At 50.3% G+C, this 24,013-nt stretch carries 20 protein-coding genes and 3 tRNA genes; 12 read left to right on the plus strand and 11 right to left on the minus strand.

Annotation, left to right across the window (positions count from 1 at the left end; genetic code table 11):
- Positions 1-224: 224 nt before the first annotated feature.
- The 4 genes from AAGR22_RS15660 (at position 225) to AAGR22_RS15675 (ending at position 1,864) form a co-directional block, all read left to right on the plus strand.
- On the plus strand, positions 225-1,088 hold the full coding sequence (locus AAGR22_RS15660) for a formate/nitrite transporter family protein (RefSeq protein ID WP_231877614.1): 864 nt from the start codon (positions 225-227) through the stop codon (positions 1,086-1,088).
- 476 nt (positions 1,089-1,564) lie between these two features.
- Positions 1,565-1,640: transfer RNA gene (locus tag AAGR22_RS15665), tRNA-Lys, on the plus strand.
- Position 1,641: 1 nt separating this feature from the next.
- Positions 1,642-1,715, plus strand: a tRNA-Gly gene (locus AAGR22_RS15670).
- A gap of 74 nt (positions 1,716-1,789) precedes the next feature.
- Positions 1,790-1,864 (plus strand) — tRNA-Arg (locus AAGR22_RS15675).
- A 545-nt stretch (positions 1,865-2,409) separates the two neighbouring features.
- On the opposite strand, the gene AAGR22_RS15680 is transcribed toward AAGR22_RS15675, so the two are convergent.
- Both AAGR22_RS15680 and AAGR22_RS15685 read right to left on the minus strand, forming a co-directional pair.
- Positions 2,410-9,249: an Ig-like domain-containing protein gene (locus tag AAGR22_RS15680; protein WP_345828417.1), complete on the minus strand. Its 6,840-nt coding sequence runs from the start codon at positions 9,247-9,249 to the stop codon at positions 2,410-2,412.
- Positions 9,250-9,968: 719 nt separating this feature from the next.
- Positions 9,969-10,367, minus strand: a complete 399-nt coding sequence (locus tag AAGR22_RS15685) for a helix-turn-helix domain-containing protein (protein WP_345828419.1) — start codon at positions 10,365-10,367, stop codon at positions 9,969-9,971.
- 99 nt (positions 10,368-10,466) lie between these two features.
- Here AAGR22_RS15685 and AAGR22_RS15690 point away from each other — a divergent pair, with 99 nt between their 5' ends.
- Positions 10,467-11,198 (plus strand): SDR family oxidoreductase, encoded by a 732-nt coding sequence (locus AAGR22_RS15690; protein WP_345828421.1) that lies wholly within the window; start codon positions 10,467-10,469, stop codon positions 11,196-11,198.
- A gap of 57 nt (positions 11,199-11,255) precedes the next feature.
- Here the strand turns inward: AAGR22_RS15690 and AAGR22_RS15695 are convergent, their stop codons facing one another.
- The 3 genes from AAGR22_RS15695 to AAGR22_RS15705 form a co-directional block, all read right to left on the minus strand.
- The gene (locus AAGR22_RS15695; RefSeq protein WP_067705812.1) at positions 11,256-11,555 is read right to left on the minus strand and encodes a hypothetical protein; all 300 of its coding nucleotides are present in this window, start codon (positions 11,553-11,555) and stop codon (positions 11,256-11,258) included.
- Entirely contained in the window at positions 11,555-11,833 is a 279-nt protein-coding gene (locus tag AAGR22_RS15700; RefSeq protein ID WP_067705814.1) for a cupin, read from the minus strand. Before AAGR22_RS15700 ends, AAGR22_RS15695 begins: the two co-directional genes overlap by 1 nt.
- Before the next feature lie 157 nt (positions 11,834-11,990).
- Positions 11,991-12,728: a YoaK family protein gene (locus AAGR22_RS15705; protein WP_345828424.1), complete on the minus strand. Its 738-nt coding sequence runs from the start codon at positions 12,726-12,728 to the stop codon at positions 11,991-11,993.
- Positions 12,729-12,892: 164 nt separating this feature from the next.
- Between AAGR22_RS15705 and AAGR22_RS15710 the strand changes: the two genes are divergently transcribed.
- The 5 genes from AAGR22_RS15710 (at position 12,893) to AAGR22_RS15730 (ending at position 18,047) form a co-directional block, all read left to right on the plus strand.
- On the plus strand, positions 12,893-13,108 hold the full coding sequence (locus tag AAGR22_RS15710; RefSeq protein WP_345828425.1) for a hypothetical protein: 216 nt from the start codon (positions 12,893-12,895) through the stop codon (positions 13,106-13,108).
- A 114-nt stretch (positions 13,109-13,222) separates the two neighbouring features.
- A complete protein-coding gene (locus AAGR22_RS15715) occupies positions 13,223-13,435 on the plus strand; it encodes a hypothetical protein (protein WP_067705819.1) in 213 nt (70 codons plus the stop codon).
- Positions 13,436-13,612: 177 nt separating this feature from the next.
- Positions 13,613-15,253, plus strand: a complete 1,641-nt coding sequence (locus AAGR22_RS15720) for an NAD-dependent malic enzyme (protein WP_345828428.1) — start codon at positions 13,613-13,615, stop codon at positions 15,251-15,253.
- 151 nt (positions 15,254-15,404) lie between these two features.
- Positions 15,405-16,676: a mechanosensitive ion channel family protein gene (locus AAGR22_RS15725; protein ID WP_345828430.1), complete on the plus strand. Its 1,272-nt coding sequence runs from the start codon at positions 15,405-15,407 to the stop codon at positions 16,674-16,676.
- 144 nt (positions 16,677-16,820) lie between these two features.
- Positions 16,821-18,047: an MFS transporter gene (locus tag AAGR22_RS15730; RefSeq protein WP_067705822.1), complete on the plus strand. Its 1,227-nt coding sequence runs from the start codon at positions 16,821-16,823 to the stop codon at positions 18,045-18,047.
- An 804-nt stretch (positions 18,048-18,851) separates the two neighbouring features.
- Here AAGR22_RS15730 and AAGR22_RS15735 read toward each other — a convergent pair.
- Complete coding sequence (locus AAGR22_RS15735; RefSeq protein ID WP_345828433.1) at positions 18,852-19,079, minus strand: hypothetical protein; 228 nt, start codon at positions 19,077-19,079, stop codon at positions 18,852-18,854.
- Between the two features lie 267 nt (positions 19,080-19,346).
- On the opposite strand from AAGR22_RS15735, the gene AAGR22_RS15740 reads away from it, so the two are divergent.
- Both AAGR22_RS15740 and AAGR22_RS15745 read left to right on the plus strand, forming a co-directional pair.
- Positions 19,347-19,514, plus strand: coding sequence for a hypothetical protein (locus AAGR22_RS15740; RefSeq protein WP_345828435.1), 168 nt, complete (start codon positions 19,347-19,349; stop codon positions 19,512-19,514).
- Between the two features lie 255 nt (positions 19,515-19,769).
- Positions 19,770-19,904, plus strand: a complete 135-nt coding sequence (locus AAGR22_RS15745; RefSeq protein WP_345828436.1) for a hypothetical protein — start codon at positions 19,770-19,772, stop codon at positions 19,902-19,904.
- 50 nt (positions 19,905-19,954) lie between these two features.
- Here AAGR22_RS15745 and AAGR22_RS15750 read toward each other — a convergent pair whose 3' ends face one another.
- From AAGR22_RS15750 to AAGR22_RS15770, 5 genes are all read right to left on the minus strand, one after another.
- Entirely contained in the window at positions 19,955-20,836 is an 882-nt protein-coding gene (locus AAGR22_RS15750) for an SMP-30/gluconolactonase/LRE family protein (protein ID WP_345828438.1), read from the minus strand.
- 521 nt (positions 20,837-21,357) lie between these two features.
- On the minus strand, positions 21,358-21,645 hold the full coding sequence (locus tag AAGR22_RS15755; protein ID WP_067705825.1) for a hypothetical protein: 288 nt from the start codon (positions 21,643-21,645) through the stop codon (positions 21,358-21,360).
- 251 nt (positions 21,646-21,896) lie between these two features.
- Complete coding sequence (locus tag AAGR22_RS15760; protein ID WP_345828441.1) at positions 21,897-22,706, minus strand: hypothetical protein; 810 nt, start codon at positions 22,704-22,706, stop codon at positions 21,897-21,899.
- A gap of 52 nt (positions 22,707-22,758) precedes the next feature.
- Complete coding sequence (locus tag AAGR22_RS15765; RefSeq protein ID WP_345828443.1) at positions 22,759-23,211, minus strand: universal stress protein; 453 nt, start codon at positions 23,209-23,211, stop codon at positions 22,759-22,761.
- Between the two features lie 12 nt (positions 23,212-23,223).
- The gene (locus tag AAGR22_RS15770; protein WP_067705829.1) at positions 23,224-24,006 is read right to left on the minus strand and encodes an IclR family transcriptional regulator; all 783 of its coding nucleotides are present in this window, start codon (positions 24,004-24,006) and stop codon (positions 23,224-23,226) included.
- Positions 24,007-24,013 lie beyond the last annotated feature (7 nt).

Consider the following 24,013-nt stretch of genomic DNA (forward strand, 5'->3'; position numbering starts at 1 on the left):
AATGAAATAGTACCACAGGAAATCATGGCATCGCAGTCTCACGACGTACGTCTCATACCCATGGCATGCGCATTATGCCCGCAAAAAACAGGGAATATGATGAAAAATACCGCATGGTTAAAGCTTTGTTACCCTTATCATTAAATACCGTTACATTCCGCCTGCCGGGAAACCCGCTACGCTTATCAGGCACATTATGTATCAGGGCCGACAGGAGCAGCCAAGTGAACGACAAAACCAATAAAAAAAGTGATGTTGAAGTTGACAGCAAAGAGAGTGAGAGCGGCGAAGAGATTGAGGTGAATGAAGAGGCCCTGCCCTCGCGCGCAGCGGCGGTGCATGAGCAAATTCGACAGGAAGGTGAAAAAGAGCTGGAGCGCGATGGCTTAGCGCTGCTGTTTTCCGCCGTTGCGGCGGGCCTGTCGATGGGGGCCTCGCTGATGGCGAAAGGGATCTTCCACCTTCATTTCGAGGGGGTCCCAGGCGCCTTCTTACTGGAGAACTTCGGATATACCTTTGGCTTTATTATCGTCATCATGGCGCGTCAGCAGCTGTTTACGGAGAACACCGTGACCGCCGTGCTGCCGATAATGCATAAACCGACCGGCCGCAATTTTCTGCTGCTGTTGCGTTTGTGGGGCATAGTGCTGGGCGGTAACCTGATAGGGACGGCGGTGGCTGCGCTGGCCTTTATGCATATGCCCATTTTCGATGAGGCCACGCGCACGGCATTTATCGGCCTTAGTCAGAAGGTGATGGAAAACTCACCAGGCGAGATGTTTGCTAAAGCGATCGCTTCAGGCTGGATTATCGCCACGATGGTCTGGATGTTCCCTTCAGCGGGCACGGCAAAGCTCTGGATTATTGTGCTGATGACGTGGCTGGTAGCGATAGGCGACTTTACGCATATCGTGGTCGGTTCCGTCGAAACGCTTTTTCTGGTGTTTAACGGCATTATCAGCTGGAAGGAATTCCTCTGGCCATTCGCCCTGCCCACTCTGGCGGGAAATATCATCGGCGGCACCTTTATCTTTGCGCTGATAAGCCATGCGCAAATCCGCAACGATATGAGCAATAAAACGTCGTAATGACTCAGGTACTATGAGCAACAAAACGTTGTCATGACTCAGACAATATGAGCAACAACACGTTGTAATGGCTCAAAGGGTAGCCGCTGGACGCAGCGCGCTACCCCCTTCTTTGCAGAGGCTCAGTTAAAAAGTGCGAAGGTTTTAACGTAAAATGAGCTCGCAAACAGCACGTATCCCAGCCATACCAGCAGGATCAACCCAATTGAAAATTTCAGTGACATAGCCTGTTCCTCTCTCTCACACAGCAAGGGTGCCCCTTGTTTACGTGGATTTACATTAGAACGCGGCGAGCCATGAGATATTGATCCAGCGCAAGTAAGCATGCGTAAAGAGAATTCAGATAATCTCGACTGAAACATATAAAGCCGCCGCTGAAAAAAACAGCACCTAAGCGGCCTGTTTTTGCCCCAGCTCAGATATTTGATATTCCTCAACATTAGCGTCAAATTTTATGATACTATCCCTGTCGCTCTGGGTCGTTAGCTCAGCTGGTAGAGCAGTTGACTCTTAATCAATTGGTCGCAGGTTCGAACCCTGCACGACCCACCAGGCGGCCATCGTATAATGGCATTACCTCAGCTTCCCAAGCTGATGACGCGGGTTCGATTCCCGCTGGCCGCTCCAACTGCTTGAAAATACGCGAGCAGTTACGCTAAGATACTGCCCCTGGCGAAGAGTATGTCGCCATCTTGTACCGCGTCTCCTTAGTTAAATGGATATAACGAGCCCCTCCTAAGGGCTAGTTGCAGGTTCGATTCCTGCAGGGGACACCATTTTAATGTCTGCGAACGTCCATTTAAACCTATTTTATCCAATCGATTCATCAAGTTAAAATCATTACTTCGTCTACCTAATTCCAATAACTTTTATCAACATCCTGCACATTTTGTTGGTGAACTGCTCTCCGTTGATTATTACACCCCGATGTTAGTAATGTCTTCATAATGACCCGCTCCCCATATGTGATCCTGGGGGCAGGTCAGTACGGGTTGGCACCGGCCTTCGGGTGGATGCTATCAGTGTAAAGAACGCGAAGGTTCGCAGTATTCTGGCCAGGGCCTGCTCCACGACAGAGGAAGAAGAATCCTGGGAAGGTCGCTGTCGGTAAAGCGGAGGCGGCGGCTTTGGCTAAGTGTTGAGGGGGGACCATTTCAAAAGCGTATTGCATAGGCAGGGAATGTTTCAACATGACTGCCAGTCTGTAAACTGCACTGGCCTAATTCGATCAAAGCCCCGGCCTTGCGGCCAGTACTTTGTCGTTAATCTAAGCCACCTTCTAAATAAGGTGGCTTAGTGTTAAAAAGAGAACTTACCAATATTATCTACGGCATAGAGTCCATTTTTCTTCATGAGCATATGCATTGGTATCAGCATATCTCGACAAGGAAAAAGTCTTGTATCTTTCCCCAATATTTTCGATAGCCCAGTAAACATCATTGGAATGAAGATTACTGTTATATGCAGATACATCTCCCCATTCTGAATAAAGCGCACCAATTCTTCTATTTCCTTTATCTAAATAAATAAGTTCAACGGCTGATAGAGAACCTGAGGAGCTTATACATTGTTGTTTAGATACAGCGTGATAGAACATGTTTGGAGCAACATCTTCAATGCGGCCAGGTATATAGAACCAATGAGCTAACGTAAAACTATAACTCAGGATATAGTCAGGATTCTTTTTACTAACACCCTGAATTGTAACTTTTTGACCCGATTGGCCACCATCGTTAAATTTTACCGTACCATCGGCAGAGACCGTAGACCATGAGGTATCACTTTTCCAATCAAAATCACTGACAGCACCACCAGTAAGTTCTAATTTGAAATTGGCACCGTCTATCCCTGTAGCTGGAAAGCCCTGATCGGCCTGGAAGCGGAACCCTTTGACATTCAATGAAGAAATGGTCGCGCCCTTCAGCGTCAACTCATAGTTAAAACTATTATAAAATTCGAAATAATCATTGACTTTTGCGCCAAAGGATAGAGTTGCTTTGCCGGGGGTAATAAATCTGATTAATGCACCGTCCCATTTCGCCACCGATTCATTGGATGAATAAACATCAAGATATGGTGCACTCTCATCAGGAATTGAGAGATGAGAAATATCAACTGAATTAGCTGAAATCAAATCAAAACTTTCTTGTTTAGAACCCGACAGGTCAACTTTGGCCTTTTCAAGTGTATAGCTGATTTCTAAAACACCCGGCAGGAACTGATCGGTCTCCTCTGTATTAACTTTAAAAGCCGCATATCCTGGCTTAACTGGAGTAATCGAACCAGATTTATCCACTGTTGCAACCGCAGTGTCTGATGAAGAAAATTTGAATGCTAATGTATTTCCAACATCCGGGTTAAGGAATGAAGCAACAATTCGTTGATCCTTTTTGTCATTCCAGACTGCCGTTATCTTTTTAGTAACAGAATCAATCATGGGATTCGCTTTATTAACGATAAGGTTATAACTCGCTGTTGCTGAGTTATAAAATTCGTTTCCTGCCGTGAAAACAACGATTTTCGTTTGACCAGACTTAAGTAAGGTTACCTTCCCTGTTGAATCAACGGTCGCAACTTTAGGATCAGAACTGGACCAGGTTGGCTTGAGTGCAGCTGGCATGCCATTGACTGACTGAGAATCCTTGAATGTTTTAGCGTAGGTAACAGTTTGATCGCGATTATCAAATTTCAGATCAGGGGTAACGGAATCGACAGTAATAGTGATCTTTTTATCAATAACAGTACCCGATACCGATGCTTCCAGTTCGTATTTTCCCCGAACAGAAGATTTACCTGTCGCATGATAGATTCCCTCTGACACATTTGTAACAGACGTCAGTTTGAAATCTGTAGGCGAGCCAGTAACCCTGATTTTAACAGGAGCTGAATTGACAGGATTACCATAACGGTCCTTTAACGTTACTGTGAAAGTCACACTACTGTTTGTATCAACAGTGATTAATGTCTTGTCTGCAGCAAAGCTGGAGCTTTTACTGTCAATATCGCCAGGGTTGACAATAACAACACCTGCCCGGGAGTAGTGTTTTTCATCCAGATAAGCTGTCATCAATAGCTGACCGGAAGTTGAACTTTTAATAGTAACGGAAACTATACCGTTCGAGTCAGATCGAGAAGTGGGTGTGAACGATTCTGCTTTACCGGTTAAGTTCCAGGATACTACCACATTAGGTAATACGTTACCCAGGGAGTCAGTGACCGTTGCTTTATATGTTACTCCCTTTTCATCCCCGGCAGTAAAACTGGTCCTATCGGTAGTGATATTTGATATATTCCAGTTACTAACATCCCCCTTTACGGTCAGTACTTTATTCTGTCCAAAAGTGGTCTGATTCACTTTAACCGTTAAATTGCCTGTCCCCGATTTTTTACTTGTCACTTCGAACTGATAGTGTCCCGGACGAGTACTGTTGGCTTTTCCCGGAATAATAGCGTTATTATCACTCACGCCGATGACATCCTGTCCCGACAAAAGATTATCGTATTTATCACGCAAAGTAAGCGCCAGCACTGCTGACTCTTTTCCCGCAATGATAGTTGATGGAGTAAGCGTTAATTCAGAGTGATCCGCGTCAGGCACATCCGCAGTGAAACTAACATCGGGTGCCGAAACAGATGTTGTCGCTAAGAGCAGATCAACTTTAGCGGTACCTGCCTTGTTACGAACTAGATTGACGACTACTTTCCCATCATTATCAGTTGTGCTTACCTGCGAACTCAAGATGCTCCCTTCATTGGCGCTCCATGTAACCGGGAAACCACTCTCTATGGGATTGCCATTTTTATCAGTTAACATTGCAGTATAGGTAACGTTACCACCGACTGCCGTAGACAAGGCTGAAACTGCGATTTCACCTATGAGTCCAACGGAGAGGGTATCCGATTTAACTGTAATATTAGCACGACTTTTTATTGTGACATTTTTGATTTGACCTTTAACCTCAGTCTTTCCGGCCTTTGTTCCAGTGATGCGAGCCTGGTAAACTCCATTCTCGGTTTCGGTAAAAGGCGTAGTCGTCAGAGGTAAATCTGTTGAAAACACTAATGAAATATCATTCTGTAAGCCGGAAATTAAATTTCCATTAATATCTCTGGCTACAATAGTAGCAATGGCAGTATCCTTTCCTGCAACTATTGTAGCTGGAGAAAGGTTAAGCGAAGATTTATCTTCTGATATTTCATCAGCAGTAAAGGTTATTGCCTTATCTGCACTCATATTCTGACCACCTCCCAGTAAAGCTACTACAGTCGCCTGACCAATTATAGAGCTGGAGAGAGAGATTTCCGCAATTCCATCATCATTGGTTTTACTTATTGGTGAGGACAGGACACCTAGATTAGTCTTCCAGCCAATAGATACACCGGGTAACTTCTTGTTTCCATTACTATCGCTTATTTGTGCACGAATTTTTACCGTTGTTTTTCCATCGGCTTTAACAGTTCCCGAACCCTCCACGTTAACACTTTCGAAGGTAGCATCTTTTTCATTCGCAATCAGCCCCAAAGGCGTTTGCAAATTAACATTACCACTATTTGCAGTTATGAGCCAGGTTCCTTCCTTATTGCCCTTTACAGAAGCACGATAAATACCACTACCCTTATCTGACTCTATAATTTTAATGCTATCGTTTTCAGCCGACCATTTAATACTTTCCACATCAACAGGATTACCCCAGCGATCTTTTAAAATCAGCTCAGCGACAGAATTATCAACCCCGTTAGCGAATATTGACTGAGGCTTAACAGATAATTGGCTGTAATCTTTGTCGGCATCCCCTGCCAGGAACGTAATCTTAGAGGAAGCTTTTATACCATTAAAAATCTCTGCGGTAACAGAGGTAACTCTTGCCTGTGTTCCACTAAGTTTCGCTGACGCCACTCCTTCTTCGTTGGTTAACGACATATAAGTATTTAGTTCATTACTGTCGCTTCTCCACATCACATTCGTGCCAACGAGAGGATTATTATTACTATCAACTACTTTTGCAGTCATCTCAACAGGCGTGCTACCAACCTCAATTTCAGGTTTATTTATTTTTAGTGTAACAAGTGCAGTTTTTGCATCCGCAGTTGAACTCAAAACAATCGTTTTTTTCTCTCCATTATCCAGGCGCGCCTGTATATTTATCTTTCCGGCATGTTTTGTCTTTAATGTTGAAACAGCTAAACCTTCACTATTAGTAACCGTACTTTCAGGCGATATAATAGCATTGGTATCACTGTTCATAGTAACCGTAATCCCATTCAATGGATTACCATTAACATCCTGAACGGTAGCAGAAATTGTTGCACTTTCTGTACCATCGGCGTTGATGCTGGTCTTATCAGTGGTTAAATGAGTAATTAACCCTTTTGTGGCATCCGCTACAAAAGAGACAGGGTCAGCATTTTTAAAGGATGAGTTCGTCAAAGCAGTAATCACAACACTTAATGCTTTGCTGCTGGTTATTTCAGTTACAGCCTCACCATTCTCATTAGTTATACTTTGTAAAGCGCTAATTTTTACTATGTCGCTATCACGATTCGATTTCCAGTCTACTGGAACCCCAGCGAGAGGATTGTTAAATTCGTCTTTAATTAATGCTGTGAAAACCAAAGGACTTTTACCATCAGCATCCCCTGAACTCTTTGAAGGCAATACAGATATGACTTTAGCTGTAACCGTGTCTGCTGTAAAAACAGTGTCTTTTGTATGCTCATGACTATTTACAGTTGCAGTAACTTTAATAGTGCCCGCATTGATATTTGTTAATGTTGTTGATGCAACTCCTTCCAGATCCGTGCTAACCGTCTTAGAAGCTAAGATAGCATTATTGCCAGCGCTGAAAGTCACACTCAAGTTTTTCACAGGGTTTTTATTATTATCAGTGACTAAAACACGTACGTGTTTTACCGTTTTACCATCAGCTACAGATACTTCTGGTAAAATAGTAAAGTTATCATCCAGAAGTCCTGCCGTATTATCATCAGCAATAAATGTAACCACAGCATCTTTGCTGGCGTTATTACTTAAACTTACGGTAATTTTGCTATCACCAGCTTCCTTGCTGGTTATTGATAACATTGCCTCACCATTATCATCAGAATCAACAGATTCTTTTACATTAACATTACCAGTGGACTTGATGTTTATCTTCTGATTTGGAACTTTATTCCCATGAGGGTCAATAACAGTCACCTTAATTCTATTCTCTGATTCGCCATCGGCTTTAGAATTGTTAGTGATAACCTCAATATTATCGATAACAGCACTTTCATTATCTGCTGTTATGGTTATTTTTGCTGATGGGAGTTCGACCTCTCTTGTTAAAGGAGTAATAGAAAAACTCTCTGGAACAATACCTGAAGTTAGAATAACAGTATATTCACCTATTGCTTTACGTTTAAAATTAGTAAGCGTGGAGGTATGTCCCCCCTTAATATCAACACTTATTTCATTGCTATCAATATCTATTGGATTACCATTGCCATCATTTACCTTAAGTGTTAATTCTTTCTGAGACTTCCCATCGGCTGGCAACGTTACTTCACCTGGCGTGAATGTGCTGTTTTTATATTCTATAGCAGCTTGAGTGACCGTAACCTGTGTTTCTTTCTGTGCGGATATGTTTCCTTTCTTATCGATAGCTACAGCGCTAATTTTGTGATTATTTATACCAGACGCCGCTGAGCTATAATTCGGTATAACGACAAAATAGCCAGCCCCTTCATGGATAATTTTACCGCCAGCAGCAATCAGTGAAGGAGACGTCCATTCGATTCTGTCTAAATCATATTTAGTCGTTACATTGACACCAAGTGATTTTTTTTCACCTGCATAACCTTTGATTAGGTTATTCAAATTAAGCCGGATAACTTCTTTTTTGCGATATTCCAATACAATATTGTTATTCCGTTCCACCAGGTCATATCGGCTGCCCGCCAGGCTGCGCAAGGCTGCCACCGCATTAGGGTTTATATGACTACGCCACGGCACACCTAATTGGTAGTTCATATCAACACCAAAACGATGCTCATTGGTACCTGATTGCCCCTGCCGCCGCTCAGCATTTAATGTTATCAGTGGAACCGGCGTATAGTTTACCCCCGCCGTGATGGCGCGTGGATTATTCTGACGTTTATCCACTCCGAACAACGCGACCTCTTTACCATAGTACTGCTCGAACGTCAGCTTCCCACCCAGCTGTGGCAGTGAAGGCAGCCAGGCATTAGCCCGGATATCCCAGCCGTTCGTCGGGCGCTCCTGGTAATCCGTAATATCCGGAGAATCCTTCCAACCTGTCACACGCATATAGCTGTTAGCGCTGAGCCTGAGGTAGTCACGCCAGTACTCCAGCCCCAGACCTGCCCGCGCATGGCCCCGGGAGAGGTCATAATCGCCGAAGACGTTGCCCCCCAGTGTATATGCAGGGGTAAGATAACGCATCCCGAAGCCGAGATTGGCCTGGGTGCGATCATCCGTGCGGTGCAGTCTGCCCTGAGTGAACACCAAATTGCTGCCCTGGTCGTACAACGGAACCAGCAGCTCAAGGTGTGAGTTCTTCAGTGAAAAGTTCTCATCAGCATCCAATTGTACGCGGGCGGTGCCGAAGCGGCTGAGCCACTGCTGCACTTCACCGCTGGCAGCACCTGAGGCCATTCCCCTGGCCATCGAAGTCGCGGCATCACCATTTGGGTTATTTGCCAGGAAACCGCCAGCCTGAGAAGCAATAGAGGCAACCTTATGCGCCGGATTATCCTTCACATCTGCTGACTCCTCTCCGGTTGCCTGATTATCCCACTGAACCTCTGGCAGGGGAGCCTGGGGGACATCCAGCTCATCGCCAGGCTTCAGATGGTCAAAGCCATGTGCAAAGGTGCGGAACTGATTGAGCTTCCGCAGCTGCTCCAGACTCATATTGTACTTTTTGGCCACCATAGCCACCGTTTCACTCTCACACAGGATATATAACCGCGTCTGCGGCATGACCTGTTTTGTCGGGGCATTCAGAAAGTACTGGCCACCTGCGCCCGCAATGGCGGGCGTAAAGGTCACCGCCATCGGGAAGGCGAACTGAACGGCGATATTCAGCCAAACCAACCACCGCAATCGTACGGGTACGGCGTCAGGATGGGGTTTAAGTTGGGAGGTAAAGTTAGTCATAGGTTTTACTCTGGTCAAGAAACACGCATAAAAAAGAGTCCGTGACGGAAAGAACACCGATGAACCGGCTCTTAATACAGGCTTGATTGCACTCTTTGCTGTTAAGGGGGATTGATAGTCAGTCACGTAAAAAAGGGATTATATACATGCAAATCGGGACGAACATTAATCTAATTGCAATTCATCTCTTAAATAATCGTTTTTTACAAACTTAGGAGCTTATACTTTCCTTTTATGGTCACTTTCTATTAATTTATTTTAAGTTGAACCCTCACCATAGTGTATATTTATTGGGGTAAAGCATAAAAAAAACCAAATACATCCAGATTTTTACCTGAAACAATTATTTATAGTAATAAACTATGGAGTTCGCACCATCATCCCGCAGATTGAATGTATGGCACGCACAGCGCGCATACAGGGGCAATAACAAGGAGTATCTATAGATATGGTAGGGGAACTCAACGGAACATACTTGTACAAGAGGGTACCCACATCATCATCACGTATGACTTTTTGGGTGCTCATAGAGGAAACAGGTAAACAATGAGGCATACAAGACATTGCGGGATTACTGCTTTGATATCAGGTAATAACAGTATCGATGTTGCCTACCAGTTTGCTTTACAGGAGCTGCATGAAGCAGATGATATAGCGGAATTAGCTGGAAAGTACTTCCAGCGTTTTAATGTGGACCCAGCACGCTTTTCCCCGAAAGGCTAATCCGCTGCCGTCTCTTGCCTGCTTTCACCCGCATGGGTCAGGTCATACGCGGCCTGGGCTTTATCCAGTGCCGCTCCATGTTCCAGCGCCCAGTCATACAGCGCGATAAACGGCTGTTGTAACGTTTGTGCCAGCGGCGTGAGGCTATATTCAACCCCAACCGGGGATGTGGGAAGAACTTCGCGGATCACCAGGCCATTACGTTCGAGTCGCTTCAGCGCATCTGCCAGCGCTTTATGGGTGATCCCATCCAACCGACGACGGATTTCATTAAAGCGGGAAGGCCTGGAACAGAGCACCGTGAGAATTAAAATCGACCATTTATTGGTGATATGTTCCAGTACCGGGCGGGTTTTCCCTACGTCTCTCAATACGTTAGCGTCTGAATGTGCCATGGCAATATACTCCGGGATACCTGATATAAACAAAGTGCGTAATTGATATTAAATATAATATATATACCCTTCCCTCTCCACCCAAAGAGGAGAGATCAGATGAGCAGACTGGAAAATAAAGTCGCTGTAATACTGGGCGGCGCTAAAGGAATTGGCCTGGCCATCAGCCAGCGTTTTGCCAGCGAAGGTGCAACGACCTGGTTCACATCGCGTCGTGACGAAGAGTTGCAGGCGGCAGGCCTGAAGATATCGGGTAAATCGAACCCGTTGCAGGCCGATGTCAGTCAGCAGAGCGAGCTGATACGCATTATGGATACGGTAAAGGCTGAATCATTCCAGATAGATGCGTTGGTGATCAATGCCGGGATGACGGACTATGCCACTATTGATGATATAAGTCCGTCGCATTTTGACCAGATTTTTGGTCTTAATGTGCGGGCGGCCGTTTTTGCGTTGCAGGCCGCGCTGCCGCTCCTTAAACCCGGCGCAAGCGTTATCCTGATTGGTTCCATTGCTGATGTGCTGGGTACCGAGGGTTACGGCGTTTACAGCGCCAGCAAAGCGGCCCTGCGATCCTTTGCCCGGACCTGGACACGCGAGCTCTCTTCGCGCGGTATCCGAATCAATGTGGTGGCTCCCGGCCCTGTTGATACGGAAATGATGCAGGCCGCCTCCGAAGAGTTGCGCAAGGAAATAATCAGCGCGATCCCGTTGAGCCGCATGGGCAGGCCTGAAGAAGTGGCCAACGCCGCGCTGTTTCTGGCAAGCGATGAAAGTAGCTATATTGCAGGCGCTGAAATTTGTGTGGATGGCGGCCTGACGCAGGTTTAAACGCTAACGGATAATGATCTGTTTCTCAGCCATCCCCGGATGGCTGAGGCGCGCCCCTTACGACTTGCTCACCGCATAGTTTCTGACTTTATTATTTTCCATCTGTACGGTCAGCGTCTTACCCTCGGTCGTGTCCCTTGCCCTTGCCTGACTCCAGGTCCACATCAGGATCTGATGCCCCTCCGGATATGGGGTTTCCGAGGTGGGCTGACCAAAAAGCGCAATCATTTCCTGCCTCGTGGTCGTGCCCTTGTGGATTTTGTTAAGCCGCGCATCGTCGAAATCCTGGCCAACGGAGGCGGTACACCCGGCAACCGTCATTATCAGGCATAAAACTAACCATACTTTTTTCATCATCAGGGCCGCGCGCTCTTTCTGCCGGAGAGGTAACGAACGCCCTCAGGTCCAAAGAATTCGGAATGGGGCTCATCGCGCTGGAGATGAAACACCTCGCCCACGCGCCAGGTTTTTTCCCCGCTCTGACTAAGAATGGTTATCTCACCCGCCAGAATCAGCGCTTTCGCTTCAAAGGGATGCGCGTGGTGCTCCAGCCTGCCGTTAGGTTCGCGCTCCACCACCACCGGCGTGTCAAAACCCTGCTCAGCCAGCTGTTTTACGAATTCTTCCTGCTGCATGGTCACTCCGGATAAACACAGGTATTCCGCTAAGATAGCCTGACTGCCCACACACTTTCAATTTATACCGGGCTTGTCGGCGCGCGCCCTCTCGCCTTTGCTGCTAACCGGCCGCGCATAGCCGCCCGCAGCCCCCTGTCGCAGGCACCGCCAGGGGCTATTTCAACGTACCGCTCGCCGCAGCGGAATAGCGCGCTTTGGCATGATGCAGCGAAAGCAGGGACATCACCATCAGTACGCATCCGGCGACAATCAGAAAAGCATACCCCAGCAGGCTCCAGGCCCAGATACCAACGATCCCCCCGACCAGAAATCCCGCTATCGTCAGCGCATGGAGCTTTAACCGATCGAGATATGCCGTGGCTTCACTGGGGGACTCCTGCCGCCGCAGGATATCAATCAGCATCGCCATTTCAATACCAATATCGGTTGCCGTGCCGGAGACGTGCGTCGTTCTGACGCGGGCATTCGAAATCCTCGTTACCACGGCGTTTTGCAGCCCCATCAGCAGGCTCAGGGCCAAAATGAGCACCGCCCCTGGCAGGGTGAAGCTCAGCTCAGCCACGCCAAGCACCATTAGCGCCAGCGCTTCAATAACAATAACGAAAGCATAGATGCCGCGCAGGCCTCTGCGCCGTCCGGCATTGATAATCAGCGTGGAGAGTAAAGCGCCAAAAATAAAAAACAGTACGATGGACAGGAAGAATATGCCGCCGTTCCACCTGAACCGGGCCAGATTATCGGAAAGGGAAGAGACGTTACCGGTCATGTTGGCAGCGAAAAATCCTACAATTTCAAACGCCACCGTATTAAGCGCACCGGCAACGGCGGCCAGCAGACAGGCCAGCCAGCTGTCAGTATTGAGCGTTCTGGCTTCATCGGTACGAATCAACATGCTAATTTCTGTGCGTGGAGAAAGGGATGCATTATTTTCTGCCCAACCAATGGGAAACTCAAGTTACTTAATCGCGCCAGAAAAAAGGACAATGCGGTCGGCCTTAATTTAGTAAGCTTCCTGACTGTGGAGAGGTAAATGTTCAATGATAAGGATATTCAATTATGCTGCTTACCCTGCTGCCCATTTTAGCTATTCTGTTTATTTTGCTTTTTATCGTCTGTTTTATTATTTTCCTGGTCAGGCTTTCCCGCGAGGGTGACGCCAGTTTCGGGCTGGCCCTTATCGTGCTCATTTTACCCTTTGTGGCATTCTATTGTGCTTTCTGGTACGTCAGCCTGTACCTCGAGACCTTAGGCATTAACCCTACCCTCTTTTAGGTACGATTAGTCGGAGGGAGAGATAGGCGATAAATACCCCGCTACTCCGCTGATTGATTGCTCACCGCACACTTACACTGAGGGAAAGTTAATCACGCCCGTTGTGGAGTCCCTATGCCAGACAAAGATCCTATTGTTGAACGTCTCACCGTTGAGGTACTTGCCCTGCGTCATATCGTGCAGATGCTGATTGCTTACGGCAACGTGCCTACCGGTGGCAAGCTGAATAAATACCTGCTCAAGGTAGCGGATGATACTGAACACCGCGATGAACGACACGGCAATAAAGCCATCGCCGAGGCGATCCGCAGCTACATTCAGAACTGATTTTCTGGCTATTCTTTCCATAATCATCGCCGCCTGCGCAATGTGCCAGAATGCAGATTTCGGATTTTGTTACATTAACCTGCCGCCCCGCTAAATGTTTTCGACCAGGCTTACTCCTTATTAAAACAAGACCTCGTGCTCAGTTTCCACGTTCAGGACTCGTAAGGAGTAACCATTATGTCGTCACACGCCAGAGAAGATAAGCCCGCAGCCGTTTCCCCTTTGCCACTCTCTTCAGCACAGCAAAATAAAGGTACGGCCTTTAGCGAAGCAGATCGTAAAAAACACCGACTGGAAGGGCTGCTGCCGCCCATCGTGGACAGTTTGCAAACCCAGATCCAGCGCGTTAAAGAGCACCTCGACGGCAAGCCTAACGACATCGAAAAATATATCTACTTGCAGGAGCTGGCGAATCGCAATGAAACGCTGTTTTATGCCACGCTGATGTCCGATCCCGTCACCTTTATTCCCCTGGTTTACGATCCCACCATTGCGGATGCCTGTCTTAAGTACGGCCATATTTATCGCCAGCCGAAGGGGATGTATCTGACGCGTGAAATGAAAGGCCGGCTGGCTGAGGTGCTGCGCAACTGGCCGCAAAAGGACGTTCGTTTTATCTGTGTAACCTCCGGTGGCCGGATTTTAGGACTGGGCGACATCGGTGCTAACGGTGCGCCTATCCCGGTGGGAAAGCTCCAGCTCTACACCGCCTGCGCCGCCGTCCCGCCAGAGGGCCTGCTGCCTGTCCACCTGGACATTGGCACCAGCAATAAAAAGCTGACGAGTGACCCACTTTATACCGGCCTGCGTAAAGCCCCCCTTGCGCAAAAAGCGCTGGATGAGCTGCTGGATGAGTTTGTCGCGGCGGTGGAGAGCGTCTTCCCCGGCTGCTGTATTCACTTTGAGGACTGGAAAGGCAGTGATGCGGTGCGCTATCTACAACGCTATCAGAGTCGGGCCCTGGTTTATAACGACGATATTCAGGGTACGGCAAGCGTGGTGCTGGCTGGCCTGATTACGGCCCTGAAAACCACTGGCGGCAAGCTGTCACAGCAGCGCGTGCTCTTTGCCGGTGCTGGCTCCGCTGGAACGGGCATCGCCAATATGCTGGTTGAGGCGATGGTGCTGGAAGGCGCAGAGCGGGAAGAGGCTCGCCGGGCAATCACGCTGTTCGATAAGGACGGGCTGATTGAGACGGGGCGTAAAAAACTCTCTGCTGAACAGAAGACCTTTGCCCGGAAGGCTGAACCCCAGTCCGATCTGCAAAAAGTGGTGGAAGCGGTTAAACCTACGGTGCTTATCGGCGTCAGTACGCAGGGGGGGCTGTTCACCGAGAAGGTGGTTAAAACCATGAGTAAGCTGAACGATCGGCCGATTATCTTCCCACTTTCCAATCCGACAGATAACGCTGAATGCACCGCAAAACAGGCCTATCAGTGGACCAAGGGCAAAGCGCTCTATGCCGCGGGTGTGCAGTTCGGTGAGGAAAACGTACAGGGTGAAACGCGCTATCCGGGTCAGGCCAATAACTTTTATATTTTTCCGGCGGTAAGCCTGGCGGTGTACGCGGCGCGCCCCAGGCGTATTGACGATCGGCTGTTTATAGAGGCAGCCCGCGCCTGTGCGCAGCAGGTCAGTAAAAAAGATCGCGATCGGGGAATGCTCTACCCTTCACAGGCCGGGATACTGAAAACGGAAAAGGCTATCGCCCGTCATCTGGTGCGCTATCTGTTTGATAACGATCTGGCGGGGGTGGAAGAGCCCGATGATATCCCCCGCTGGCTTGATAAGCTGAGCTACAAGCCCCGTTACGAGTAAATGCGTGTCGTACTGATTTGATCGGGATACGCAATTCGCGATATCCTGCGGACGAGCTGTTGATATAGTTCATTTTATGCCCTTCATGCGTCAGGTTCGACGACCTGGCGCAGCATAGCTGGACGATGAATTTAACAAGGATGATAACGTTATGCATGACTACCTGACACAATGGCTCAGCGCCTTTGATCTGCCCTACGCCTCTTTTATCGCTGTATTCGCCCTGCTCGGCATTATCCTGCTGATCTCCCTGCTCGTACACGGCCTGCTGCATCAGGGAGTTACTCCTCCCCTCCGCAGGCTGGCCGAGAAGTCGTCAAAGCAGTGGCCGCGATCGTTTATTGATAAGAAACTGCTCAGCCGTTCAGCCCTGCTGCTCCAGGGGATCCTGCTCCAGCTGCAAATTGCACTTTTCCTGCAGGGCATTGAGCCGCTGCATACCGTGCTGGTGGTGTTCAGCCAGGTATGGATGATGACGTTCAGCCTGCTGATGTTTTTCTCGCTGCTGGACGTACTTCTTGAGCTAACGCAGCGACAGGCCATTGCCAGCCAGCTCCCCCTTCGCGGTATTTTTCAAAGCCTGAAGCTGATTGCCGCGCTGCTGGTTGTGCTGATGATTATCTCAGTGCTGATTGGTAAGTCCCCGCTGGTGCTGCTGACCGGGCTGGGTGCCATGACCGCCGTACTGATGCTGGTATTTAAGGACCCCATCCTCGGTTTAGTGGCCGGGATCCAGCTGTCAGCCAATGATATGTTGAAGATTGGCGACTGGCTGGAGATGCCTAAATATGGCGCAGACGGCGACGTGGTGGATATCGGTCTGACCACGGTTAAAGTTCGCAACTGGGATAAGACCGTCACGACGCTTCCTACCTACGTGTTGATATCAGATTCATTTAAAAACTGGCGCCCGATGTCAGAATCAGGCGGACGCCGCATCAAGCGCAGCATTAATATTGATGCCACCAGCATCCATTTTCTCAGCGAGGACGAAGTGGCCAGCCTGAAACGTGCCCAGCTGCTGACGCCTTATCTGGAAGGCAAAGGTGAGGAAGTGGAAAACTATAATGCCCGGCTGAATTGCGATCTCACTACGCCACTTAACGGCCGCAGGATGACCAATGTCGGCACCTTCCGCGCCTGGCTGGAAGCCTGGCTCAGGGCGCATCCGCGCAGCCATAAGGAGATGACCCTGATGGTACGCCAGCTGGCGCCGGGTCCCTCGGGCCTGCCGATAGAGATTTATATGTTCACCAATACCACCGCCTGGCTGGAGTATGAAAATATCCAGGCTGATATTTTCGATCATATCTTTGCCGTACTGCCTGAATTTGGCCTGCGCGTTCATCAAACGCCTACTGGCAACGATCTGCGACAGCTGCGGCTGACGGAACAGGATAATGCTATCCCGGCGGATCGCTAACGAACTGCGGTTCAGGCTACCTTTCATACCCTGTGAGAGGCATTTCATTCCGCGCGGGCGGCAGTTCATGCCTTAATCAGCCCGCGCGCGAAAGACCCGACATATTCTGTGCTCAATTTATTAAACTTTCATCGGGAGTTTTCCATGAGCACATCCCCCGTCAACACCCGCGTTAATCGTACCCGCTGGCTAACCCTGATCGGTACGGTGATCACTCAGTTTGCTCTGGGTTCAGTCTATACCTGGAGCCTGTTTAATGGCCAGCTGTCCCACAAGCTGGATGCGCCAATTAGCCAGGTGGCTTTCTCGTTTGGCCTGTTGAGCCTGGGGCTGGCTATCGCCTCTTCGCTGGCGGGAAAGCTTCAGGAGCGTTTCGGCGTACGCCGGGTGGCCATCGGTTCTGGCGTGCTAATGGCGGTGGGTTTTTATATGACCGCTCACGCTAACAATCTCTTTATGCTGTATCTCAGCGCGGGGGTGTTAGTGGGTCTGGCCGACGGTGCGGGCTATCTGATGACGCTTTCAAACTGCGTAAAATGGTTTCCAGAGCGCAAAGGGATGATTTCCGCCTGTGCCATAGGTGCCTACGGTCTGGGCAGCCTTGGGTTTAAATTTATCTGTAGCTATCTGTTGAGTATTAACAGCCTGGAGACGACCTTTGTTATTTGGGGCGGACTGGCAATGGTGATGATTATCCTCGGCGCGTTGCTGATGAAAGACGCCCCACAACAGCCTGCGGCCAGGCCGGGTGAAATCAGTCGGGCGCGTGACTTTTCGCTGGCAGAAGCCGTGCGTTTACCGCAGTACTGGATGCTGGCGCTGATGTTCCTGACCGCCTGTATGAGCGGGCTGTATGTGATTGGCATTGCGAAAGATATCGGCGAAGGGCTGGTACATCTCTCATTACAAACGGCGGCCAACGCGGTGACGGTGATTGCGGTTGCCAACCTGAGCGGTCGCCTGATTCTCGGTATTCTTTCCGATAAAATGCCGCGTATCCGGGTGATTACGCTTGCACAGGTGGTTTCGCTGGCGGGAATGGCGATTATGCTGTTCAGTCAGATGAACGAGCTGACCTTTTTTATCGCCATTGCCTGTGTCGCCTTCAGTTTTGGCGGGACCATTACCGTTTATCCTTCGCTGGTGAGCGATTTCTTTGGCCTGAATAATCTGACTAAAAACTACGGGCTGATTTATCTGGGCTTTGGGATTGGGAGCGTGTTGGGTTCGCTGATCGCCTCCCTGTTTGGCGGGTTTGTCGTGACTTTTAGTCTGATTATGGCGCTGCTGGTTATTTCGCTGGTTTTATCAGCCTCAATTCGATTGCCACATCGTCCTGCTGATAAAAAGAGCCATCTTCAGCATGCCTGAGAAGATCGTGTGCGGCAAAGGTCCGGGGTGTCGCCTACAAGGAGTGCCTGGCAGGTGTAACTGATGCTGCAAAGGTCCGGGGTATCGCCTACAAGGAGTGCCTGGCAGGTGTAACTGATGCTGCATAGGTCCGGGGTGTCGCCTACAAGGAGTGCCTGGCAGGTGTAACTGATGCTGCATAGGTCCGGGGTGTCGCCTACAAGGAGTGCCTGGTAGTTGTAACTGATGCTGCATAGGTCCGGGGTGTCGCCTACAAGTGGTGCCTGTAGTTGTAACTGATGCGGCAAAGGTCCGGGGTATCGCCTACAAGTGGTGCCTGTAGTTGTAACTGATGCGGCAAAGGTCCGGGGTATCGCCTACAAGTGGTGCCTGTAGTTGTAACTGATGCGGCAAAGGTCCGGGGTATCGCCTACAAGTGGTGCCCGGTGCCTGGCGGTCCTCACGCCGCGCGTGGCGCGGTGCCTTCGCTCCGCTCGTCGACCTTTCGGACCGGGCATGACGGGACATCCCTGTCCCGGCATGCCCTTGTGCCAGCATCCCTGCTGGCCCATCCGGGTCTTCCTCTCTACGCTCAGCGTTGCGGATTGCCTGTCACCGGGCCCCACCCGTCGGCTTATTGTATTGTGCTGGCTGTGGGTAACGGCGGTTTCGGGGGTTACACAAGATCTTTCGGCAAGTTTTAAAAGGAAGAACTCTGCAAATAAGAAAATGGATGAGCATTGCTACAGCTCAAAAGCCTGAATGTTATTAGGGCTTAACTGGACGTCGTGCTGATGATAACTGCGGATAGATAAACGGTTTTACTTAAAGCAGCTCAGCAGCGTGAGAGGTGGATAATCCCAGCGGGTGACGGGCAATCCGCAGCGCTGCGGCGAAGACGGAGGGCCAGGCGAGGGCAGCAAGGATGCTGCACTCAGGGAGCGGCGGGCAGGGATGCCCGCTCGCGACCAGGCCGTCCGGCCCGGAGTCGGAGCCAAAGGCACCAGGCAAAGCCTGGCGTGAGGACGCCCGGCAAACGCTGGGATTGTCCACCGGGATCGCAGGTATTACAGCTAACCAGCTAACCAGCTAACCAGCTAACCAGCTAACCAGCTAACCAGTGGAGTATAGGAATATGAGATATCTTCCCCCCCACCTGTTCTTTTATAAACATCAGGGTGTGAAAGGGCTCATTTTCTTCATAGAAAAAGTGGTGTAACTGAAAGCAATTCAGAAGCCCGAGAGGTGGACAATCCCTGCGATTGACGGGCAATCCGCAGCGCTGCGGCGCAGACGGAAGGCCAGGCGAGGGCAGCAGGGATGCTGCTCTCAGGGAGCGGCGGGCAGGGATGCCCGCTCGCGACCGGGCCGCCCGGCCTGGCGTCGGAGCCAAAGGCACCAGGCAAAGCCTGGCGTGAGGACGCCCGGCAAACGCTGGGATTGTCCACCGGGATCGCAGGTATTACAGCTAACCAGCTAACCAGCTAACCAGCTAACCAGCTAACCAGCTAACCAGTGGAGTATAGGAATATGAGATATCTTCCCCCCACCTGTTCTTTTATAAACATCAGGGTGTGAAAGGGCTCATTTTCTTCATAGAAAAAGTGGTGTAACTGAAAGCAATTCAGAAGCCCGAGAGATGGACAATCCCTGCGATTGACGGGCAATCCGCAGCGCTGCGGCGCAGACGGAAGGCCAGGCGAGGGCAGCAGGGATGCTGCTCTCAGGGAGCGGCGGGCAGGGATGCTGCTCTCAGGGAGCGGCGGGCAGGGATGCCCGCTCGCGACCGGGCCGTCCGGCCTGGCGTCGGAGCCAAAGGCACCAGGCAAAGCCTGGCGTGAGGACGCCCGGCAAACGCTGGGATTGTCCATCGGCTAAGCTGATATTCCAGCCGGGCGTTAAACCCTCTGACGCTACCGGGCAGCCCCCTACTTCATACCAAAGATCGGCTCCGGCAGGCCTGCCACCTCTACCCTGACCGCAAAAAGATCGCCAGACTGTGGGTATTTCTCCAGCTCCTCGGCGCTACGATCCTCACGGGAGCTGGTGATATACAGCGTCTTAAGATCCGCTCCGCCAAATGCGACCATCGTCGGCCAACGAACCGGCAATGGGATCTCATCAACAATTCGGCCATCCGCCGGATCGATGCGGACAACCCGCGACCCATCGAACATTGCCGCCCAGTAAAAACCTTCGCTATCTACCGCTGCGCCGTCGGGCTGACCGCCCTCACCCTGCGCAAATTGACGGACCACCTCACGCGGACCAATCTCGCCCTGCTCGTCCATTGGGTAGCGATAAAGCAGCCCGTGTGGCGTATCAGTCTGGTACATCCAGCGCCCGTCCGGCGAAAACGCAACGCCGTTAGAAATCATGATATCTTCAGCCTGAACGGTCAGTTGAAGAGCCTCGTCCACCCGGCACAGCTTCGCGCCGTTACGATCCTGCGGCTCCCACAGGCTGCCGCACCAGAAACGACCAAGGCGATCTACGCCTCCGTCATTGAACCGACTGCGCTCAGCATCGCCAGGATTAGGCGCAATACGACTAACAACCTGCCCCTGCTTATCCAGCTGAAAAACGCCGCTGCGCATCGCGGCGATAAAGCCCCCCTGGTGATGCAGCCCGAAACAGCCGATATGCTCCGCTACCGGCATAACCTGATGAGCGCCACTCTGCGGATCGAAGCGATGCAGCGCGGGGGCCAAAATATCGACAAAATAAAGCGCCTGCTCACTGACCGACCAGACCGGGCATTCCCCCAGTTCAGCCTGCACCGCAAGTACATTTTCTACCTGATAACGCATAACGTCTCCTTTAAATGAATGCGAACAGTTTAGGTCATCACCGCCAGTTTGCCTGGTTCAAAAAGGGCAGTAGGTAAATAACACAGAATAAAAAGGGTTTCATTTAGGATAATTCTGCCGTCAAAGGTTTTTTTCATCATTGTCTGATGACCATTAATTGTACAGCCATGCAAAATAAACTGAATTACCTGGACATATCTTTATAAAAAAAAAGACAAACGCGGCATTATTTCTCCACTATTTGTCGCTAACCTTGTTGGCGTAAGATAAATGAAGTTCTAACATTCAGATAAAGATGCCTGAACGGAAAGATGTACCATGCAGGACAGTAGATGCGGTCTACAATAAGTATCAGGGCATGGGTGAAAACACCTTGCCCGGCATGGGGTTCGTACAGATTTGATATCGCTAATTACGGGAAAAAGCTCACTTCCCTGGCGGGCAAAGCCTGCGCACAGCAATATAACAATAAAGAAATAACGCTATTCAGGGCGGGGGATTTCCCCGCCCTTTTTTATATTTTATCCCTTAATACTGTAATTACACTGATACCATGCTTTCATTAATCCCGGAAGACGGCTCGCCTGAGGTTTAATCGGTTCGACGGTGTCAAAACCCCGATCGGCACAATAGCGTTGCACATCTTCTCGCATCGCCGTTTTATTTACCGTTGTCGGATTAAAACGATACTGAACGGTATTTACAGCCGGGTCTTCATCCACTCTTTCAAACGCCCCAGGTTTACCTGACGTACAGCCTGCTAATAGCAGTGCAGCCAGGGCAACAAGGCAGGGAATACTCTTTTTCATCTCATTACTCTCCTCTGGTGCGGCATGATATCAGCCCCGGCTCTCCTCGCTATCGGAAAAAGCTATATTTGCGCTTTCTTTAGCCGACATTTGCATTAACTTACCTATTGATTCGATTCAGCGAACCATCTGGCGTCATTGGCGAGGGAATGCGATTATGCAGTTAGACACAGTAACGAGTCTGCACCACACCAGGATTTACTAAAAAATTACAATGATTTATGCCCGCGGCGAGCGGGCTTTTTTTTTGCTTAATTTGCATTTCCGCTGAGTATGATACGCAAAACGGCCGCAGAACGCTTAACCGGAAGTGCCAGCACGGATTGATACAGATCGAGGGTCATATCACAGAGTTTAGTCCGGTTAATGTCTGGCTCGGCGGGTGTATTGAGCGTTTGCAGGTCGCTGCCCCATTTCCGATAGAGCGTTCGGACAGTCGTGTGTAAATCCCGATTTGCACCCGACACATCCTGCTGCGTTACCGTTTCGCTGGCGTGTTGCAGAAAGCTGTCCATTGCATCTTTCTCACGACTTAACAGCGATTCCGGCAACAGTTCATCGGTATTAATCCCGCCGCTGACCTGAGGAAAAAGGAATTTGAAACACAGATTGGGATCTTTCTGCCGCAGTACCATCATCTCTTCGACTGAAATACGCATATAGGCAACCACATCGCTGTCGCTGGCATAAGCGAGTCGCTGATTAAGCAGGTCAGCAAGATCCGGGCGCAGCCGCTGCTGGGCTTCCGCTTCATTGGCCCCCTCTTTCAGGGCCGTCAGATATTCCTGCTCTATTTTTTTATAGAGGTCAGGCTGCTGGGCTTTTACCGTGCGCCAGACCGGCTGCAGGGCCAGATGCCTGACTGCCTCAGCAATTTTCTCTGCATGCTGCTCCTGCGGCAGCCGCCAGCCGAAATAATAGAAATTTCCGACAAAGAGCAGGGTAAATGCCAGTATGGCGGCGGTTGTCTTACTGAAGGCGCCGCGTTTTTGCAGCAGGGAGAGCACGAGAATAACGGCAAGGCCGAAGATAAAGGAAATAAGGGTAGGCTGTGAAATCAAAATGGCATCCTGTTATGCAGGGCCAGCTTACGCCAGCCCTGATAATGAAGCGCTAGTCGGCGCGTACGTCCACCAGCACCGGACAGCTGGCATGTTCGATCACGGCCGCACTCACCGACCCTTTAAGCAGCCGGTTAAATGAGGAGAGATGGCGGCGCCCCATAATAATCATCGCCACGTGCAGCTCGTTCGCCACCGCTACAATCGTTTCCGCCGATTCACCGGCTACCACGCGTCCGGTTGCCGTAACGCCAGCGGCCTGTAAGCCCGCCAGCGCCTGACGCACGGCGGCCTCGGCGGTGTTCTGCTCGTCCAGGGCCGCGCCAAAGTCACCCGGGTCTTCCCCGGCCTCAATAATCCAGGCGCCAGTCGTGCTGGCGTAGCTGGCATCAACGCAGCATAACACCACCACCTGTGCCTGAAGTGCGCAGGCCTGCTCACTGGCCAGCTGTACGACCTTACGGGCAATAGCCGAGTTATCAACGGCCACTAAAAGCGTTTTCATATCCCTCTCCTGTCAGTTACGAAGGGTCACCTTGCCTATCTCATCTACCAGCGCCTCTTTGCATTTAAGGATCTCGGTACGATAGAGCGCCTCATGCTTTTGAAAACGGGTGGATGGAACCAGTAAGCTAATGGAAAAGCGCCCCAAAATAGTATCGATCGCTACCGCCATAGTAGAAATCCCTTCCAGCGTCTCACCGCGGTCATAGGATAATCCGGTACGGCGGATCTCATGCAGCCGCGCAAGCAGCTCTGGAAATGCCTTTACGGTAAGGTCTGTCATCGCCTTATAGGCATCGCCCACCAGCGCCCGGGCCTGCTCATCGCTGTCCAGCGCCAGCAGCGCTTTGCCGCCTGAAGTGCTGTACAACGGCAGGTTAAGACCGATGCGCGGTACCACCCGCAGCTCGCGGTCGGCCACCACGCAGTGAACAATCGCCAGCTGAACGCCACTTGCCCGCGCCAGCGACACGGTTTCGCCAGTAGCATCACTCAGCGCCTGTAGCCACGGCTGAGCAATGGCCACCACGTCAGTATGCAGCGTAGCAATGAGTCGCAGCAGCGCCGGGCCCAGTCGCACTCCGCCAACGCCGTGGCTGCGCACCAGCTGTACCGAGTCCAGCGCACTCACGATCCGCTGTACCGTCGAGCGCGGCAGGGAAACCGCCTGAGCGATTTCACCCAGGCTCATGCCGTTCGGACAGTCACCCAGGGCATTCAATATTTTAGCCGCCCGTGCGATGACCTGAATCCCACCCGCTCGATCTTCATCCCGCGGGATTGAAAGTTCAGACATAAGCGTT

It is taken from the genome of Erwinia sp. HDF1-3R (assembly GCF_039621855.1).
Classification (GTDB): Bacteria; Pseudomonadota; Gammaproteobacteria; order Enterobacterales; family Enterobacteriaceae; genus Erwinia.

Coding starts and splice junctions, on each gene's coding strand:
- AAGR22_RS15680 (WP_345828417.1), bottom strand. CDS start 9,249: ATGACTAACTTTACCTCCCAACTTAAACCCCATCCTGACGCCGTACCC.
- AAGR22_RS15685 (WP_345828419.1), bottom strand. CDS start 10,367: ATGGCACATTCAGACGCTAACGTATTGAGAGACGTAGGGAAAACCCGC.
- AAGR22_RS15690 (WP_345828421.1), top strand. CDS start 10,467: ATGAGCAGACTGGAAAATAAAGTCGCTGTAATACTGGGCGGCGCTAAA.
- AAGR22_RS15695 (WP_067705812.1), bottom strand. CDS start 11,555: ATGATGAAAAAAGTATGGTTAGTTTTATGCCTGATAATGACGGTTGCC.
- AAGR22_RS15700 (WP_067705814.1), bottom strand. CDS start 11,833: ATGCAGCAGGAAGAATTCGTAAAACAGCTGGCTGAGCAGGGTTTTGAC.
- AAGR22_RS15705 (WP_345828424.1), bottom strand. CDS start 12,728: ATGTTGATTCGTACCGATGAAGCCAGAACGCTCAATACTGACAGCTGG.
- AAGR22_RS15710 (WP_345828425.1), top strand. CDS start 12,893: ATGCTGCTTACCCTGCTGCCCATTTTAGCTATTCTGTTTATTTTGCTT.
- AAGR22_RS15715 (WP_067705819.1), top strand. CDS start 13,223: ATGCCAGACAAAGATCCTATTGTTGAACGTCTCACCGTTGAGGTACTT.
- AAGR22_RS15720 (WP_345828428.1), top strand. CDS start 13,613: ATGTCGTCACACGCCAGAGAAGATAAGCCCGCAGCCGTTTCCCCTTTG.
- AAGR22_RS15725 (WP_345828430.1), top strand. CDS start 15,405: ATGCATGACTACCTGACACAATGGCTCAGCGCCTTTGATCTGCCCTAC.
- AAGR22_RS15730 (WP_067705822.1), top strand. CDS start 16,821: ATGAGCACATCCCCCGTCAACACCCGCGTTAATCGTACCCGCTGGCTA.
- AAGR22_RS15740 (WP_345828435.1), top strand. CDS start 19,347: ATGCTGCTCTCAGGGAGCGGCGGGCAGGGATGCCCGCTCGCGACCGGG.
- AAGR22_RS15745 (WP_345828436.1), top strand. CDS start 19,770: ATGCTGCTCTCAGGGAGCGGCGGGCAGGGATGCCCGCTCGCGACCGGG.
- AAGR22_RS15750 (WP_345828438.1), bottom strand. CDS start 20,836: ATGCGTTATCAGGTAGAAAATGTACTTGCGGTGCAGGCTGAACTGGGG.
- AAGR22_RS15755 (WP_067705825.1), bottom strand. CDS start 21,645: ATGAAAAAGAGTATTCCCTGCCTTGTTGCCCTGGCTGCACTGCTATTA.
- AAGR22_RS15765 (WP_345828443.1), bottom strand. CDS start 23,211: ATGAAAACGCTTTTAGTGGCCGTTGATAACTCGGCTATTGCCCGTAAG.
- AAGR22_RS15770 (WP_067705829.1), bottom strand. CDS start 24,006: ATGTCTGAACTTTCAATCCCGCGGGATGAAGATCGAGCGGGTGGGATT.